Source organism: Enterobacter sp. AN-K1 (assembly GCF_020971765.1).
GTDB lineage: Bacteria > Pseudomonadota > Gammaproteobacteria > Enterobacterales > Enterobacteriaceae > Enterobacter > Enterobacter hormaechei_C.
Genome location: NZ_CP087390.1, coordinates 1842160 through 1857707 on the forward strand (window position 1 = coordinate 1842160; position 15548 = coordinate 1857707).

General features: G+C 57.0%; 14 protein-coding genes. 6 read left to right on the forward strand and 8 right to left on the reverse strand.

What is annotated here, in order from left to right; all coding sequences use genetic code 11:
* Window positions 1-67 precede the first annotated feature (67 nt).
* The 5 genes from hofQ to pilM form a co-directional block, all read right to left on the reverse strand.
* Window positions 68-1306 (reverse strand): DNA uptake porin HofQ, encoded by a 1239-nt coding sequence (gene hofQ / locus LOC22_RS08960; RefSeq protein WP_017384156.1) that lies wholly within the window; start codon window positions 1304-1306, stop codon window positions 68-70.
* Window positions 1218-1622: a HofP DNA utilization family protein gene (locus LOC22_RS08965; RefSeq protein ID WP_230239491.1), complete on the reverse strand. Its 405-nt coding sequence runs from the start codon at window positions 1620-1622 to the stop codon at window positions 1218-1220. Before LOC22_RS08965 ends, hofQ begins: the two co-directional genes overlap by 89 nt.
* Entirely contained in the window at window positions 1612-2004 is a 393-nt protein-coding gene (locus tag LOC22_RS08970) for a DNA utilization protein HofO (RefSeq protein WP_176601646.1), read from the reverse strand. Before LOC22_RS08970 ends, LOC22_RS08965 begins: the two co-directional genes overlap by 11 nt.
* A 63-nt stretch (window positions 2005-2067) precedes the next feature.
* Entirely contained in the window at window positions 2068-2559 is a 492-nt protein-coding gene (locus tag LOC22_RS08975; RefSeq protein WP_017384154.1) for a PilN domain-containing protein, read from the reverse strand.
* Complete coding sequence (pilM, locus tag LOC22_RS08980) at window positions 2559-3332, reverse strand: pilus assembly protein PilM (RefSeq protein ID WP_017384153.1); 774 nt, start codon at window positions 3330-3332, stop codon at window positions 2559-2561. Before pilM ends, LOC22_RS08975 begins: the two co-directional genes overlap by 1 nt.
* Before the next feature lie 120 nt (window positions 3333-3452).
* On the opposite strand from pilM, the gene mrcA reads away from it, so the two are divergent.
* Complete coding sequence (gene mrcA / locus LOC22_RS08985) at window positions 3453-6005, forward strand: peptidoglycan glycosyltransferase/peptidoglycan DD-transpeptidase MrcA (protein WP_017384152.1); 2553 nt, start codon at window positions 3453-3455, stop codon at window positions 6003-6005.
* 94 nt (window positions 6006-6099) lie between these two features.
* Here the strand turns inward: mrcA and nudE are convergent, their stop codons facing one another.
* Window positions 6100-6660 (reverse strand): ADP compounds hydrolase NudE, encoded by a 561-nt coding sequence (gene nudE / locus LOC22_RS08990; RefSeq protein WP_003861622.1) that lies wholly within the window; start codon window positions 6658-6660, stop codon window positions 6100-6102.
* Window positions 6661-6987: 327 nt separating this feature from the next.
* Here nudE and LOC22_RS08995 point away from each other — a divergent pair, with 327 nt between their 5' ends.
* The 5 genes from LOC22_RS08995 (at window position 6988) to pckA (ending at window position 13173) form a co-directional block, all read left to right on the forward strand.
* Complete coding sequence (locus tag LOC22_RS08995) at window positions 6988-9126, forward strand: intracellular growth attenuator family protein (protein WP_047050486.1); 2139 nt, start codon at window positions 6988-6990, stop codon at window positions 9124-9126.
* A gap of 64 nt (window positions 9127-9190) precedes the next feature.
* Complete coding sequence (gene yrfG, locus LOC22_RS09000) at window positions 9191-9874, forward strand: GMP/IMP nucleotidase (RefSeq protein WP_000550486.1); 684 nt, start codon at window positions 9191-9193, stop codon at window positions 9872-9874.
* Window positions 9871-10272 (forward strand): ribosome-associated heat shock protein Hsp15, encoded by a 402-nt coding sequence (gene hslR / locus LOC22_RS09005; RefSeq protein WP_003861618.1) that lies wholly within the window; start codon window positions 9871-9873, stop codon window positions 10270-10272. Before yrfG ends, hslR begins: the two co-directional genes overlap by 4 nt.
* A gap of 24 nt (window positions 10273-10296) precedes the next feature.
* Window positions 10297-11175 (forward strand): Hsp33 family molecular chaperone HslO, encoded by an 879-nt coding sequence (gene hslO / locus LOC22_RS09010; RefSeq protein WP_023304550.1) that lies wholly within the window; start codon window positions 10297-10299, stop codon window positions 11173-11175.
* A 381-nt stretch (window positions 11176-11556) separates the two neighbouring features.
* A complete protein-coding gene (gene pckA / locus LOC22_RS09015) occupies window positions 11557-13173 on the forward strand; it encodes a phosphoenolpyruvate carboxykinase (ATP) (protein WP_015571439.1) in 1617 nt (538 codons plus the stop codon).
* A 93-nt stretch (window positions 13174-13266) separates the two neighbouring features.
* On the opposite strand, the gene envZ is transcribed toward pckA, so the two are convergent.
* Both envZ and ompR read right to left on the reverse strand, forming a co-directional pair.
* Entirely contained in the window at window positions 13267-14613 is a 1347-nt protein-coding gene (gene envZ, locus LOC22_RS09020; protein ID WP_003861615.1) for a two-component system sensor histidine kinase EnvZ, read from the reverse strand.
* Window positions 14610-15329 (reverse strand): two-component system response regulator OmpR, encoded by a 720-nt coding sequence (gene ompR, locus LOC22_RS09025; RefSeq protein ID WP_001157751.1) that lies wholly within the window; start codon window positions 15327-15329, stop codon window positions 14610-14612. The genes envZ and ompR overlap by 4 nt, the downstream gene beginning before the upstream one ends.
* Window positions 15330-15548: the final 219 nt, after the last annotated feature.

The following is a 15548-nucleotide window of genomic DNA, read 5'->3' on the forward strand; positions in this document are numbered from 1 at the left end:
AATTCATGCCCCACGTCAAACATCTGCAACAAACTGAATGCAAAATCATTGCGGGGATCGTTACCCATTAATGAATACTGACCAGACGTGGCGTGATAAACACCACTAACTCGCGCCGTTCGTTATCTTTTCCGTCATGGCGGAACAGCTGACCCAGCCACGGAATGTTGCCCAGCACGGGCACGCTGTCGCGTCCGGTTTTATTCTTTTGCGAAAAGATCCCGCCCAGCGCGAGCGTTTCCCCACTTTTTACCTCTACCTGCGTTTCGATCTCCTGCTTATCGATCGCCAGCGTTTCGCCGTCTGCCTGTTGCAGCACCTGGCCGGGCATATTTTCACTGATATGCAGTTTCAGGCGCACGCGACCGCCCGGCAGGACCACCGGCGTGACCTCCATGCCTAATACCGCCTCTTTAAATTCAACGGACGTCGCCCCGCTCTCGCCGCTGGAAACCTGATACGGAATTTCGCTGCCCTGCTTGATGCTGGCCGGCTGCATGTGCGATGCCAGCAGCCGCGGGCTGGCGATGATATCCACCTGCTGCTTTTGCTCAAGCGCCGACAACTCAAGATCCAGCATCCTGCCGTTGATGCGCCCGATGTTAAACCCTGCGTGGGTGGTTGCACTGGCCACCGACAGGTCCGCCCCCAGCGTCGTGACCTGACCCACCTTACCGGCCTCCGTTGCGTCAGCGAGGTTCCATTTCACCCCCAGTTCACGCAGGCTTTTTTCACTGATGGTCACAATCTGCGCCGCCAGTTCCACCTGCTCGACGGGCAGATCCATCTGCACAGCCCAGCGCTGGAGCATATCCACCACCGTCTGGTTATCCCTGACCAGGAAACGGTTGGTGCGCTTGTCGACGGAGAGACTGCCTTTCGGGCTTAAGAGCTTTTCTGCCGCTTTTTGCAATTCGGCAGCATCCGCATAAGCAAACGGAATGCTGTGAGAGTGCAGCGGGGCGTCAAGCAGACGCTGGGCCCGCTCCTGCTCTTTACGCGTCTGTTGCTCCCGTTGCCAGGCCGCCGTATGCACATAAAAAATGCCGCCCTCTTCCCGCAATACCAGCCCGGTGCTGTTCACTACCGTCTGAAGCGCCTGTCTCCAGGGCACCCGCGTTAAATTCAGCGAAAGCGAACCGCTGACATCCGGCGACACCACCAGATTGCGATCCTCCTGCGCCACCAGCGCCTGTAATATCTGCACCACCGGGACATCATCCACCAGCAGGGTGACCGGTTTTGGCGTCGCGGCCCACAGGGGCTGGCTGAGTGCCGCCAGTAACAGCCCTATCCTTATCTTCACTTTTTTTCGTTCCTTCTCGTTGCCATGTCCATCGCTTCGGCTCGCACATGTCGCCGACATCAACGGTCAGTTGTTGTTTATCTATCGCGCTCACCCGCCAGCCTGTCGGTAACCGCACCTGCGTTTTTACCCGGTACCAACGCTTCTGCCCGTCCTGCATAAGGCCGATATCCCTGCTGCCGCTGACTATCCCCTGATACCGCCACTGGCTGAGCTGCCTGGCTGCGCAACGCTCTTCCGGCACAGAGAAGGGATCCCGCATCCCGGTCAGGAAAAGCGGAGAAAGCAGGATCAGCAAACGGGCTTTACTGCGCATGACCGATCTCCAGTTGCAGGCTGAGGCGTAACTGTTTGCCCTGTGGGGTGATGGAAAACGCCCTCACCCGCGCGTTCTCAAGCGCCAGCCGGGAAAAGAGCGCCGGGACCGCGCCCCAGGAGGCATCCAGCGCCAGCTCTCCCCCACTCTGCTGCGGCTTCCAGTACACCAGCCTTGCGCCCTCACGCTGAAAAGCCAGGGGAGAAAAGGGCTGCGAGGGCGTCACTTGCGTAACCACTGCTCGCCGTCCGGCCTCTGGCCACAGCGAGGCGTTGATTCGCTTCGCACTGATGGCCTGCGCCTGAATATCGGTGTAGCGCAGAGCTGCGGGCCTGAGCAGCAGTCCCCAAATTGCCCACGCAACAAGCCCCGATGCGATCAACCAGCAAAGGACGCGCCGGGAAGGACGTGCATCAGTCCAGCGTTGATACCAGATACCCACGGGCTACCTCCGGCTATGCAGTTGAAAAGAGAACATCCATCGCCCCTGGCTATCCTGTTGCATTTCGCCTGCCGGTCCGGGGTTAAATCCCGTCACCCTTTTCAGGGCATCGGTCATGGCGGTGAGCGCTGGCAGTGAGGTGGTATAGCCGGTCAGGGTCAGCGAGGGTGGCTGATAACGCAGCGCCGTTAGCCACGCCTGCCGGGGCATTGCGCTGGCAAGGGACTCCAGCGCAGGTTGCCAGGCCGGATCAAACGGCAGCGAAGGGGTTTTCTGCCCCGCTGACTGCGGCTGACGGGCTCTCAATACTTTCTGTACCGCACGTGTCCCCGCCAGTTCGCTCTGCAACGCCTGCAATGCGAGAGTCTGCGTCGCCCGCAGGCTGATACTCCCCGCCAGCATCACCAGCCATGAGCCAGCAAACAGCAGCCCCCAGAAACGCAGGCGCTGATTACGTTGCTGCCGACGCCAGGGTAAAAGATTGGGCATGCTCATTACGGCGCCTCGCTCATGGCCAGCGCCAGGGCGACGGTGTAATCAGCACCGCATTCCGGCAGCGGCGGCTGGCACAGCGTCACCGCTTCCCAGGGATCGCGGGCAGCATCAAACACGGCGATATCAGAAGGAGAAAGCGCAAGCAGCGCCGCCAGTTCATTCACCGTCGCCGCTTCTGTGGTGTAGCGCCGCCCCCACTGGTGACGCATCGCCCATAGCCACTGGTGTTGATCTCTCCAGGCGACGCACCGGGCGGGGGCAACAGCAGAGAGAAGATTAGCCAGCGCGCCGGCATCCGGGGCGATTGCTGCCAGACGCAAACGCAGCGCGTTCGCCAGCGTCAACAGGGTATCGACCTCTCTGTTTTGCGCTGCGGTAACCTGAAAAGTGTTGCTGAACGTATCCTGCGCGTAGTCAAAGCAGAGCGTATCGGCGGGCATCTCCAGCTCACGCGCTAATGCGGCGCCTACCCAGGTGAGCTGTTCGCTGTCACGCAAGGTAACGGATGGACGGGGCAACGCGCGTTGCAGAACGCGCGTCGCCGGAAATGAGAGAAATACCCGGTGCGAGTGCGGCAATGTTTTCCGCCAGCCACGTAATGCGTTAACCAGCTGTTCTGGCTTAAGTATTTTGCCTTCCCCGATAACGCCGTCCGACAGCGGTACCGCCCACCAGCGCCGTAAACGCCAACCGGCCCGCTCTCTGGTCAGCGCTACCGCAACCACCTTATCCTGTTGAATATGAACGCCTGTTTGCCACGTTTTAAAAGCCATGCTTCACGATCTCCTTATCGCCCGTCGGAGTGACGGCTATATCAATGAATCAGGCTTGCCTTTATACTACCGCGCGATTGTTTAGAAACTGCCCAGGCTAAACCAAATGGGAAATCTCCGGTGAAGTTCGTAAAGTATTTATTGATCCTTGCAGTCTGTTGCATTCTGCTGGGAGCAGGCTCGATTATTGGTTTGTACAAATATGTCGAGCCGCAACTCCCTGATGTCGCCACGCTTCGTGATGTGCGGCTTCAGATCCCTATGCAGGTCTATAGCGCCGATGGTGAACTGATGGCGCAATACGGCGAGAAACGTCGTATCCCTCTGACCTTAAATCAAATTCCACCCGTGATGGTGAAGGCTTTTATCGCCACCGAGGACAGCCGTTTTTACGAGCACCACGGTGTCGATCCGGTCGGTATTTTCCGTGCGGCAAGCGTGGCGCTGTTCTCCGGTCATGCCTCTCAGGGGGCAAGTACCATTACCCAGCAGCTGGCGCGTAACTTCTTCCTCAGCCCGGAAAAGACGCTGATGCGTAAGATCAAAGAGGTGTTCCTCGCGATCCGCATTGAGCAACTGCTGAGCAAAGACGAGATCCTTGAGCTTTACCTCAACAAGATCTATCTGGGCTACCGCGCCTATGGCGTAGGGGCTGCGGCTCAGGTCTATTTTGGTAAGCCGATCGATCAGCTCACGCTGAGCGAAATGGCGACTATTGCCGGCCTGCCAAAAGCGCCATCCACGTTTAACCCGCTCTACTCGCTGGACCGCGCCACCGCGCGCCGTAACGTGGTGCTGTCGCGTATGTTGAGCGAAGGCTATATCAGCCAGTCTGAGTACGATAAGGCGCGCAGCGACGTTATTGACGCCAATTACCATGCGCCGGAAATCGCCTTCTCTGCACCGTATCTTACTGAAATGGTTCGCCAGGAGATGGTGAGTCGCTACGGTGATAAAGCGTATGAAGATGGTTATCGCGTCTATACCACCGTGACCCGCAAGGTGCAGCAGGCTGCCCAGCAGGCGGTGCGTAATAACGTGATGGATTACGATATGCGTCACGGCTATCGCGGCCCGTCCAACGTGCTGTGGAAAGTGGGTGAAGGCGCATGGGACAGTAAAAAAATCACGGATTCCCTGAAAGCACTGCCGACCTATGGCCCGCTGCGTCCGGCGGTCGTCACCCAGGCCGATCCACAGGAAGCAGTGGCGATGATGGCCGATGGCACATCCGTTTCGCTGCGCATGGAGGGTGTCCGCTGGGCGCGTCCATACCGTTCTGACACCCTTCAGGGGCCTACGCCACGTAAAGTGACCGATGTCGTACAAACCGGACAACAAATCTGGGTGCGTCAGGTCGGTGATGCCTGGTGGCTGGCGCAGGTGCCGGACGTAAACTCTGCGCTGGTCTCCATCAATCCGCAGAACGGCGCCGTGATGGCGCTGGTTGGCGGGTTCGATTTCAACCAGAGCAAATTTAACCGCGCGACCCAGGCGCTGCGTCAGGTTGGTTCGAACATCAAACCGTTCCTGTATACCGCGGCGATGGATAAGGGGCTGACTCTCGCCAGCATTCTCAACGACGTGCCAATTTCCCGCTGGGATGCCGGTGCGGGCTCTGACTGGCAGCCGAAGAACTCTCCGGCGCAATACGCTGGCCCTATCCGTCTGCGCCAGGGCCTTGGCCAGTCGAAGAACGTGGTCATGGTTCGCGCGATGCGTGCGATGGGCGTGGATTATGCGGCAGAGTATCTGCAACGCTTTGGCTTCCCGGCGCAAAACATCGTTCATACTGAATCTCTGGCGCTCGGCTCCGCGTCCTTTACGCCGCTCCAGGTTGCGCGTGGCTACTCGGTGATGGCGAACGGCGGCTTCCTGGTCGATCCGTATTTCATCAGCAAAATCGAGAACGATCAGGGCGGCGTACTGTTTGAAGCGAAACCGAAAATTGCCTGCCCTGAATGCGATATTCCGGTGATTTACGGCGACACGCCAAAATCCAATGTCCTGGAAAACAAGGATATGGAAGATGTGGCGATCTCTCAGGAACGTCAGAATCTGGCGGTGCCGCAGCCTCAGCTGGAACAGGCCAATCAGGCGCTGGTCGCCCAGAGTGGCGCGCAGGAGTATGCCCCGCACGTGATCAGCACGCCGCTGTCGTTCCTGATTAAGAGCGCACTGAACACCAACATCTTTGGCGAACCGGGCTGGCAAGGCACCGGCTGGCGAGCGGGCCGCGATTTGCAGCGCCACGACATCGGCGGCAAAACCGGGACAACCAACAGTTCAAAAGATGCCTGGTTCTCAGGTTATGGCCCGGGGGTTGTCACCTCCGTCTGGATTGGTTTTGACGATCACCGCCGCGATCTGGGGCGCACCACCGCCTCTGGCGCGATTAAAGATCAGATTTCCGGATACGAAGGCGGCGCGAAGAGTGCGCAACCTGCCTGGGATGCATACATGAAGGCCGTTCTCGAGGGCGTACCAGAGCAGCCGCTAACGCCTCCACCGGGCGTGGTGACGGTGAATATCGACCGCAGTACCGGACAGCTCGCGAATGGCGGTAACAGCCGTGCCGAGTATTTCATCGAGGGTACGCAGCCAACCACGCAGGCAGTGCATGAGGTGGGTACAGAGATCATTGATAACGGCGAGACGCACGAGCTGTTCTGACGCCAACAAAAAAGCCGGGTGGCGACTACGCCTGACCCGGCCTACAACGTCAATGCAAAACGGCAACCTTCGGTTGCCGTTTTTAATGGTGGCGCTACAAACGCCCCTGCCCCTTCAGCCATTCCCGCACCAGGAACAGTGCGCTCACGTTGCGCGCCTCGTTAAAGTCAGGATCTTCCAGCAAATCCATCAGATGAGCCAGCGGCCAGCGAACCTGCGGCAGCGGTTCCGGCTCGTCTCCTTCCAGCGATTCAGGATAGAGATCTTCCGCGACAACGATGTTCATTTTGCTGGAGAAATAGGACGGTGCCATGCTCAGCTTTTTCAGGAACGTCAGCTCTTTCGCGCCAAAACCGACCTCTTCTTTCAGCTCCCGGTTTGCCGCTTCAAACACCGTTTCGCCCGGGTCGATCAGTCCTTTGGAGAAACCCAGCTCGTAGGATTCTGTGCCCACGGCGTATTCACGAATGAGGATCAGGTGCTCGTCGACGATGGGCACAATCATCACCGCTTCACGCGAGGAGGGGCGCATACGCTCATAAACACGACGCACACCGTTGCTGAACTCCAGATCCACGCTTTCGACATTAAACAGACGCGATTTCGCGACGGTTTCAACATTCAGAATGGTGGGCTTTTGTAAGGGTTTGGTCATCTTGACGGGTCTTTGCTGGGTGAACTGGCTTTATTGTGCGATACGCCGCACGGTTTCGGCAATGTCAATTGCTCTTTATTTACATTTATGCAACGTAACTGTAGGCGATTCTCATTTCAAAACAAATGTCAAGAGGTTGAAATGTTTCCAGGAATTTGCTGATATCGCGCCGGAACAGGCTTTGTTATCATTACCGGTCACTGGGATGCGCGTCAACATGCTCAAGTTAGACTCCATACTTGCCGATAGCCGACCACAGAATCTCATTCATTGTACAAAAGGTGCGACTGACAACACCTGTAAGAAGATAAGTAAGATGGGGAAAGCATGAGCACCATTTTGATTTTTCTCGCTGCTGTGCTGGCCTGCGCGTCGATTGCGGTGTGGGTATTCAGGCGCCGCGTACATCGCCGTTATCGGCTGCCCTTTTTGAACGCGTTCGCCGGGGCAAACACGCGTAAGCTTTCGCCAGAGGAACGCAGCACCGTTGAGCAGTATCTCGACACGCTGAACCGATCCCGGCTTTCGCCTGGCCCTACCGGTGCCAGCGCCGCCCCCGTATCGCTCAACCTTAACGCCCAAAGCGACACCGTTCTGTGCGTGACGCGCTCCATTACCCGCTACGGCATAACAACCGACGATCCCAACAAGTGGCGTTACTATCTCGACTCTGTTGAAGTGCACCTGCCTCCCTTCTGGGAGCAATATATCAACGACGAAAACAGCGTCGAGCTGATCCATACCGATACGCTGCCGCTGGTTATCTCCCTCAATGGTCATACGCTGAGCGAATATGTTCAGGAAGCGCCACGCTTTGCGCTGGAACGCGCAAGCGGAACGCAGGCCTCTATTCGCGGTGAAGAGACAGAGCAGATTGAACTGCTGAACATCCGCCAGGAGACGCATGAAGAGTACGTCCTGAGCCGCCCGGATGGCATTCGCGAAGCGGTGTTGATTGTCGCCTCGTTCCTGCTCTTTTTCATCTGCCTGCTGACGCCGGACGTGTTTGTTCCGTGGCTCGCGGGTGGCGCAGTACTGCTTCTGGCCGCCGGGCTGTGGGGCATATTTGCTCCGCCGGCAAAAACGTCATTACGCGAAATTCACTGCCTGCGCGGAACCCCAAAACGCTGGGGACTGTTCGGTGAGAACGATCAGGAACATATCAACAATATCTCGCTCGGGATCATCGATCTTATCTATCCGCGCCACTGGCAGCCGTGGATTGCGCAGGACCTTGGCCATAAAACGGATATTGATATCTATCTCGACCGCCACGTTGTCCGCCAGGGGCGCTACTTATCCCTGCACGACGAAGTGAAAAACTTCCCGCTTCAGCACTGGCTCCGCAGCGCGGTGATTGCCGGTGGCGCCGCGTTAATCTTCATCATGCTGCTGCTCTTCGTGCCGCTGGATATGCCGATTAAATTTACCCTGTCGTGGATCAAAGGGGCGCAAACTGTGGAAGCCACCAGCGTACAGCAGCTCGAAGAAGCGGGGGTACGCGTGGGGGATACGTTGCGGCTGAAAGGCACCGGGATGTGTAATATCCACACGCCAGGCGCCTGGAACACGCGCCAGAACTCGCCGTTCGCGCCGTTCGACTGCTCTCAGATCATCTGGAATGACGCCTCTCCGCTGCCGCTGCCGGAATCGGATGTGGTCAATAAGGCCACCGCGCTCACCCAGACGATTAATCGCCAGCTCCATCCAAAACCGGATGATGATTCTCGCGTCAGCCCTGCCCTGCGTTCGGCTATTCAGAAGTCGGGCATGGTGCTGCTGGATGACTTTGGCGAAATCGTCCTGAAAACAGAGGATCTCTGTTCCGCCCAGGATGACTGTATCCGGCTGAAGAACGCGCTGGTCAACCTCGGCAACAGCAAAGACTGGGACGCGCTGGTGAAACGCGCCGAAGCGGGACGCCTGGACGGTGTGAACGTGCTTCTGCGTCCGGTCAGCGCCGAGTCGCTGGATAACCTGGTGGCGACCTCTACCGCTCCCTTCGTGATGCGTGAAACCACCCGTGCCGCCCAGGCGCTTAACAGCCCGGCGCCTGGCGGTTTTGTGATTGCCAGCGATGAAGGCAGTGACCTGGTGGATCAACCTTATCCGCAGGTTTCGCTGTATGACTATCCTGCCCAGGAGCAGTGGAGCGAATTCCAGCGTCTGGCGCAGATGCTGATGCAGACGCCATTCAGCGCGGAAGGGATCGTCACCACCCTCTTTACCGACGCCAACGGCACGCGTCATATTGGCCTGCACCGTATGCCGGATAGCGCTGGCCTGTGGCGCTATATAGGGACATCCCTGCTGCTGATTGCAATGCTGGCGTGCATTGTCTGGAACGGTTATCAGGCCGTACGCCGCTATCAGCGTTCCCGCACGCGGCTGGCAGAAATCCAGGCCTACTACGAAAATTGCCTTAACCCGAAACTGATCTCCTCTTCCGAGAGCCTGATCGGATAACGTCCCTGCGCGACAAGTTGTGCTACCCTGTCGCGCACGTTTCTTCTGGCTGGAGTTCCCCCTTATGCATCTTAATATCGACTGGCAGGCGGTCGATACCGTCCTGCTTGATATGGACGGCACGCTGCTTGATCTCGCCTTTGATAACTATTTCTGGCAAAAGCTGGTCCCGGAAACATACGGTGAACAGCAGGGGATCTCCCCGGCGGAAGCGCAGGAATTCATTCGTTCGCAATATAGCGCGGTGCAGCATACGCTAAACTGGTACTGTCTTGACTACTGGAGCGAGCGACTCGGTTTGGATATTTGTGCCATGACCACCGCCCAGGGCGCACGCGCTGTACTGCGCGACGATACGGTCCCGTTCCTGGATGCGCTGAAAGCCTGCGGTAAGCGCCGCATTTTGCTGACGAATGCGCATCCCCATAACCTGGCCGTGAAGCTGGAACATACCGGTCTTGCTTCACACCTTGATTTATTGCTTTCCACCCACACATTTGGTTATCCGAAAGAGGATCAGCGGTTGTGGCATGCCGTGGTGGAAGAGACCGGTTTACAGCCGGAACGCACGCTGTTTATTGACGACAGCGAGCCGATTCTGGATTCTGCGGCCGCTTTTGGCATTCGCTATTGTCTGGGCGTGACTAATCCGGATTCCGGCCTGGCTGAAAAAAGCTATCTGCGACATCCGGGGCTGAACGACTATCGCCGGATGATCCCCTCACTCACTGTGAAGGAGACGCCATGAAAGAAAAACCCTCTGATGGGGTAAGACTGGATAAATGGCTGTGGGCCGCCCGTTTTTACAAAACGCGCGCCCTTGCCCGTGAAATGGTTGATGGCGGAAAGGTGCATTACAACGGTCAGCGCAGCAAACCGAGCAAACTGGTTGAACTGAATGCCACGCTAACGCTTCGCCAGGGCAACGATGAGAAAACGGTGGTGGTGAAAGCCATTACCGAGCAGCGGCGGCCCGCAACCGAAGCCGTTTTGCTGTATGAAGAGACGGCCGAAAGCATAGAGAAGCGCGAGAAAACCGCGCTGGCGCGCAAGATGAATGCGCTGACCATGCCTCACCCGGACCGGCGACCGGATAAAAAAGAGCGCCGCGATCTGATGAAATTTAAACACGGTGAGAGCGAGTAACCCTCACCTGCACGAGAGATGAAAATGGCCCAACACGACCAATTACACCGCTATCTGTTTGAACAATTCGCCGTGCGCGGCGAGCTGGTCACCGTATCCGAAACCTGGAAACAGATTCTGGAAAACCACAACTACCCGCTGCCGGTGAAAACCCTGTTGGGCGAACTGCTGGTTGCCACCAGCCTGCTGACCGCCACGCTGAAGTTCGCTGGCGATATTACCGTTCAGTTGCAGGGTGATGGCCCGATGTCGCTGGCGGTGATCAACGGCAATAACCAGCAGCAGATGCGCGGCGTGGCGCGCGTTCAGGGCGATATCCCTGAAAATGCGGATCTGAAAACGCTGGTCGGAAATGGCTATCTGGTTATCACGATCTCGCCTGAAGAGGGTGAGCGCTATCAGGGCGTTGTCGGTCTGGAAGGCGACACGCTGGCCGCCTGCCTGGAAGATTACTTCATGCGTTCCGAACAGCTGCCAACCCGCCTGTTCATCCGCACCGGTGAAGTGGATGGTCAGCCTGCTGCCGGTGGTATGCTGCTTCAGGTTCTGCCTGCGCAGGATGCGCAGACCAATGATTTCGAGCATCTGGCAACGCTGACGGAAACCATCAAAGCGGAAGAGCTGTTCACTCTGTCGGCGACCGACGTGCTGTGGCGTCTGTACCACGAAGAAGAAGTGACGGTTTACGATCCGCAGGATGTGGAATTTAAGTGCACCTGCTCTCGCGAGCGTTGTGCTGGCGCCCTGAAAACGCTGCCGGATGAAGAGATCGACAGCATCATGGCGGAAGACGGTGAGATCGATATGCACTGTGATTACTGCGGTACGCACTACGTGTTCAATTCCATGGATATCGCGGAGATCCGCAATAACGCCTCTCCAGCGGACCCGCAGGTTCACTAAACCTCTTTCCCCTCACCCTAACCCTCTTCCCAACGGGGAGAGGGAACTTGAACACCCTCACCCCTTTGGGGTGGGGGGTAAAAAACCCCCACCCAAGCTGAATCGTTTTCCCAATGTAACCCTTACGTAATTTTCTTACATGTATGCGATTACATTCACATTCTTCTGGATAAATTCACCAGAGATTAACCTTTTAAGAACATTTTCCCCATCCAAAAAGCGATTCCTGCGATAATCTGCCCGCCCTGTGACTGGAGTCGCAGCGTTTTCCGTTAGTAAGGGTTTTGACCAGATACGTAAATCTATGAGCCCCGTCGCGGTTAACATCCCCAGAAAAACCCTACAATTTCAGGCAGTACATATTGGCTAAGGAGCAGTGATATGCGTGTTAATGGTTTAACCCCGCAAGATCTCAAGGCTTATGGTATTCACGACGTCCAGGAAGTGGTTTACAACCCCGATTACGATACGCTGTATCAGGAAGAGCTCAATCCGGCACTGGAAGGATACGAGCGCGGTGTGTTGACGAACCTGGGTGCTATCGCCGTCGATACGGGTATTTTTACCGGTCGTTCGCCGAAAGATAAGTATATCGTCCGAGACGACACCACCCGCGATACGCTGTGGTGGGCTGATAAGGGCAAAGGGAAGAACGATAACAAACCGCTCTCCCCGGAAACCTGGCAGCATCTGAAAGGACTTGTCACCCATCAGCTTTCCGGCAAGCGTCTGTTTATTATCGATGCGTTCTGCGGCGCTAACGCCGACACCCGTCTCTCCGTACGGTTCATTACTGAAGTGGCCTGGCAGGCGCATTTCGTGAAGAACATGTTCATTCGTCCGACCGATGAAGAACTGCAAGACTTCACCCCTGACTTTATCGTGATGAACGGCGCGAAATGCACCAACCCGCAGTGGAAAGAGCAGGGTCTGAACTCCGAAAACTTCATCGCCTTCAACCTGACCGAGCGTATCCAGCTGATCGGCGGTACCTGGTACGGCGGCGAAATGAAGAAAGGGATGTTCTCAGTCATGAACTACCTGCTGCCGCTGCGCGGTATCGCCTCCATGCACTGCTCGGCGAACGTCGGGGAAAAAGGCGATGTAGCAGTGTTCTTCGGCCTTTCCGGCACCGGTAAAACAACGCTGTCCACCGATCCAAAACGTCGTCTGATTGGCGACGATGAACACGGCTGGGATGATGACGGCGTGTTTAACTTTGAAGGCGGCTGCTACGCGAAGACCATTCGCCTGTCGGAAGAGGCAGAGCCGGATATCTACCACGCGATTCGCCGCGATGCGCTGCTGGAAAACGTCACCGTGCGTGCCGATGGTTCTATCGACTTCGACGATGCCTCGAAAACGGAAAACACCCGCGTCTCTTACCCGATCTACCACATCGAGAACATCGTCAAGCCGGTGTCGAAGGCGGGTCATGCCACGAAGGTGATTTTCCTGACCGCGGATGCGTTCGGCGTGCTGCCACCGGTTTCCCGCCTGACCGCCAGCCAGACGCAGTACCATTTCCTCTCCGGCTTTACCGCTAAACTGGCGGGTACCGAGCGCGGTGTGACCGAGCCAACCCCAACCTTCTCCGCCTGCTTCGGCGCGGCGTTCCTGTCGCTGCACCCAACGCAGTACGCGGAAGTGCTGGTGAAACGCATGCAGGCATCCGGCGCCCAGGCGTACCTGGTGAACACCGGCTGGAACGGTACGGGCAAACGTATCTCCATCAAAGATACACGCGCCATCATCGACGCGATTCTGGATGGTTCGCTGGATAACGCCGAGACCTTTACGCTGCCGATGTTCGATCTGGCGATCCCAACAGCGCTGCCGGGCGTGGATACGCGTATCCTGGATCCGCGTAACACCTACGGTTCACCGGAACAGTGGCGTGAGAAGGCTGAATCGCTGGCGAAACTGTTTATCGAAAACTTCGAGAAGTATACCGACACACCGGCGGGTGCTGCGCTGGTGAGTGCGGGACCAAGGTAAAAGCAAAAAGGCAACGAAAGTTGCCTTTTTTAATGTTTTCTCTCTCTCCCCGTGGGAGAGGGCCGAAGTGAGGGCATCAGGCCCCCCCCTTTTTTAACTCTCTTTCACCTGCCCCCGTAAAACCGGCACCGGTAACCACGCACGAATACTCAAACCGCCCCGCTCGCTGGTGCCAATTTCCAGCAGTCCGTTATGGTTATCAACTATACGCTGCACAATCGCCAGGCCTAAGCCGGTTCCGCTGGTGCTGCGCGCGCTGTCGCCACGCACAAATGGCTGGAACAGGTGCTTACGCTGCTCAGGCTTAATGCCCGGGCCATCGTCTTCCACCTGGAACCAGGCGCGGTTGAGTTCCGTACCGCTGCTGACTTTGATCCAGCCGTTGCCGTAGCGCGCCGCGTTGACCACCATATTCGCCACCGCGCGTTTAATGGAGAGCGGGTGCATACGTACCTGAATCTCACCTGCCTGAAGGTCGGTCGCAATTTCACGTTCGTAGCCGCTTTCGGCAGCAACCACTTCGCCCAGAACTGCGTTCAGATCCGCCATCTCCATCGGCATCTCCTGCCCGGTGCGCAGGTAGTCGATAAACTGCTCGATGATAGCGTTACACTCTTCGATATCCTTGTTGATGGACTCTGCAAGATAACCATCCTGCTCGCCCATCATCTCTGTTGCCAGCCGGATACGCGTCAGCGGGGTGCGAAGGTCATGGCTGACCCCCGCCATCAGCAGCGTACGGTCGTCCGCCAGCTGTTTAACGCCTGCCGCCATGTGGTTAAACGCACGCGTTACCGAGCGCACTTCCGATGCGCCATACTCACGCAGCGGCGGTGGGATAATACCTTTACCGACCTGCAATGCCGCATGCTCCAGGTCGACTAGCGGTCGGTTCTGGATACGAATAAACAGCCATGCGCCACCGATGGCCAGCAGCATGATCGCCAGGGTGTATCGGAACAGCGGCGAGAAGTCGCCCTGATGAATCTCGGTGAGCGGAACGCGCACCCAGATGTTGGGTGACAGCCAGGTTTTCAGCCAGACAACCGGCGAGCTTTTATTGACCTCAACGCGCACTTCCGTCGGGCCGCCAAGCTGCTGCGCCATCTGCTGGCTAAGGAATTCATAGTGCTGCGCCCAGCGCAGGCCGGCATCTTCCGCCGCTTCGTTCGAGTAGAGAGAAATGCCCAGCTCACGGTAGATTTCCCGACGGAACGCCGGGGGAACAACCAACTGCGTGCCGTCCTCCAGTTGCAGTTTGTCGGTCATCAGCATACGCACTTCGTATGCCAGCACCTTATTAAACTGCTGAAGGCTCGGCAGGATTGCAAAGTTCAGCACCACCAGGTAGGTCGTCACCAGACTGACAAACAGCAGGGTGACGATCAATAACAGCGTGCGGGCAAACGAACTTCGCGGCGAGAAGCGCATTCGCCTCATGCTTTAGAGCCGTCCGGAACAAACACGTAGCCCAGACCCCACACGGTCTGAATATAACGAGGATGCGCCGGATCTTCTTCCACCATACGGCGCAGACGAGAGATCTGCACGTCGATAGAACGCTCCATCGCGGAGTATTCACGACCACGCGCCAGGTTCATCAGCTTGTCACGGGAGAGCGGCTCACGCGGGTGACTGACCAGCGCTTTCAGCACCGCGAACTCGCCGCTGGTGAGCGGCATTGGCTCATCTTCACGGAACATTTCACGGGTGCCGAGGTTCAGCTTGAACTTACCGAATGCAATGACGGCCTCTTCCTGAGATGGCGCGCCCGGCAGCTCGTTCGCCTGACGACGCAGCACGGCGCGAATACGCGCCAGCAGTTCACGCGGGTTGAACGGCTTTGGAATGTAGTCATCAGCGCCGATCTCAAGGCCGACAATGCGGTCAACTTCTTCACCCTTCGCCGTCACCATAATGATCGGCATCGGGTTGCTCTGGCTGCGCAGACGGCGGCAAATAGAGAGCCCGTCTTCGCCAGGCAGCATCAGGTCCAACACCATCAGGTGGAAGGATTCACGCGTCAGCAGACGATCCATCTGTTCCGCGTTCGCGACGCTACGAACCTGGAAGCCCTGCTCGGTCAGATAACGTTCCAGCAGCGCACGCAGGCGCATGTCGTCATCTACGACCAGAATTTTGTAGTTCTCTTGCATTGTGTGTACTCCCAAAGGTTCGGATAAGCCTGGAACAGCGTATTCTAAAAAAGTGCACGGGTTCGACCAGCAAATTCTGGTATAAATTCTAGACGAAATTGTTACAAAGCATATTTAACAGCAGCTTATCTGTTCATTTCATCACATAAATCATTATTAATCTTGTCTGTTACACTGTGCGCTACGTATTGTGCGCAAAGACAGTTAACCGGCATTAAA

Bases quoted from the DNA above. Each gene is read 5' to 3' on its own strand.
- LOC22_RS08995 (WP_047050486.1), top strand. From the start codon at position 6,988: ATGAGCACCATTTTGATTTTTCTCGCTGCTGTGCTGGCCTGCGCGTCG.
- ompR (WP_001157751.1), bottom strand. From the start codon at position 15,329: ATGCAAGAGAACTACAAAATTCTGGTCGTAGATGACGACATGCGCCTG.
- envZ (WP_003861615.1), bottom strand. From the start codon at position 14,613: ATGAGGCGAATGCGCTTCTCGCCGCGAAGTTCGTTTGCCCGCACGCTG.
- hslO (WP_023304550.1), top strand. From the start codon at position 10,297: ATGGCCCAACACGACCAATTACACCGCTATCTGTTTGAACAATTCGCC.
- pckA (WP_015571439.1), top strand. From the start codon at position 11,557: ATGCGTGTTAATGGTTTAACCCCGCAAGATCTCAAGGCTTATGGTATT.
- yrfG (WP_000550486.1), top strand. From the start codon at position 9,191: ATGCATCTTAATATCGACTGGCAGGCGGTCGATACCGTCCTGCTTGAT.
- pilM (WP_017384153.1), bottom strand. From the start codon at position 3,332: ATGGCTTTTAAAACGTGGCAAACAGGCGTTCATATTCAACAGGATAAG.
- LOC22_RS08965 (WP_230239491.1), bottom strand. From the start codon at position 1,622: ATGCGCAGTAAAGCCCGTTTGCTGATCCTGCTTTCTCCGCTTTTCCTG.
- LOC22_RS08975 (WP_017384154.1), bottom strand. From the start codon at position 2,559: ATGAGCATGCCCAATCTTTTACCCTGGCGTCGGCAGCAACGTAATCAG.
- hslR (WP_003861618.1), top strand. From the start codon at position 9,871: ATGAAAGAAAAACCCTCTGATGGGGTAAGACTGGATAAATGGCTGTGG.
- nudE (WP_003861622.1), bottom strand. From the start codon at position 6,660: ATGACCAAACCCTTACAAAAGCCCACCATTCTGAATGTTGAAACCGTC.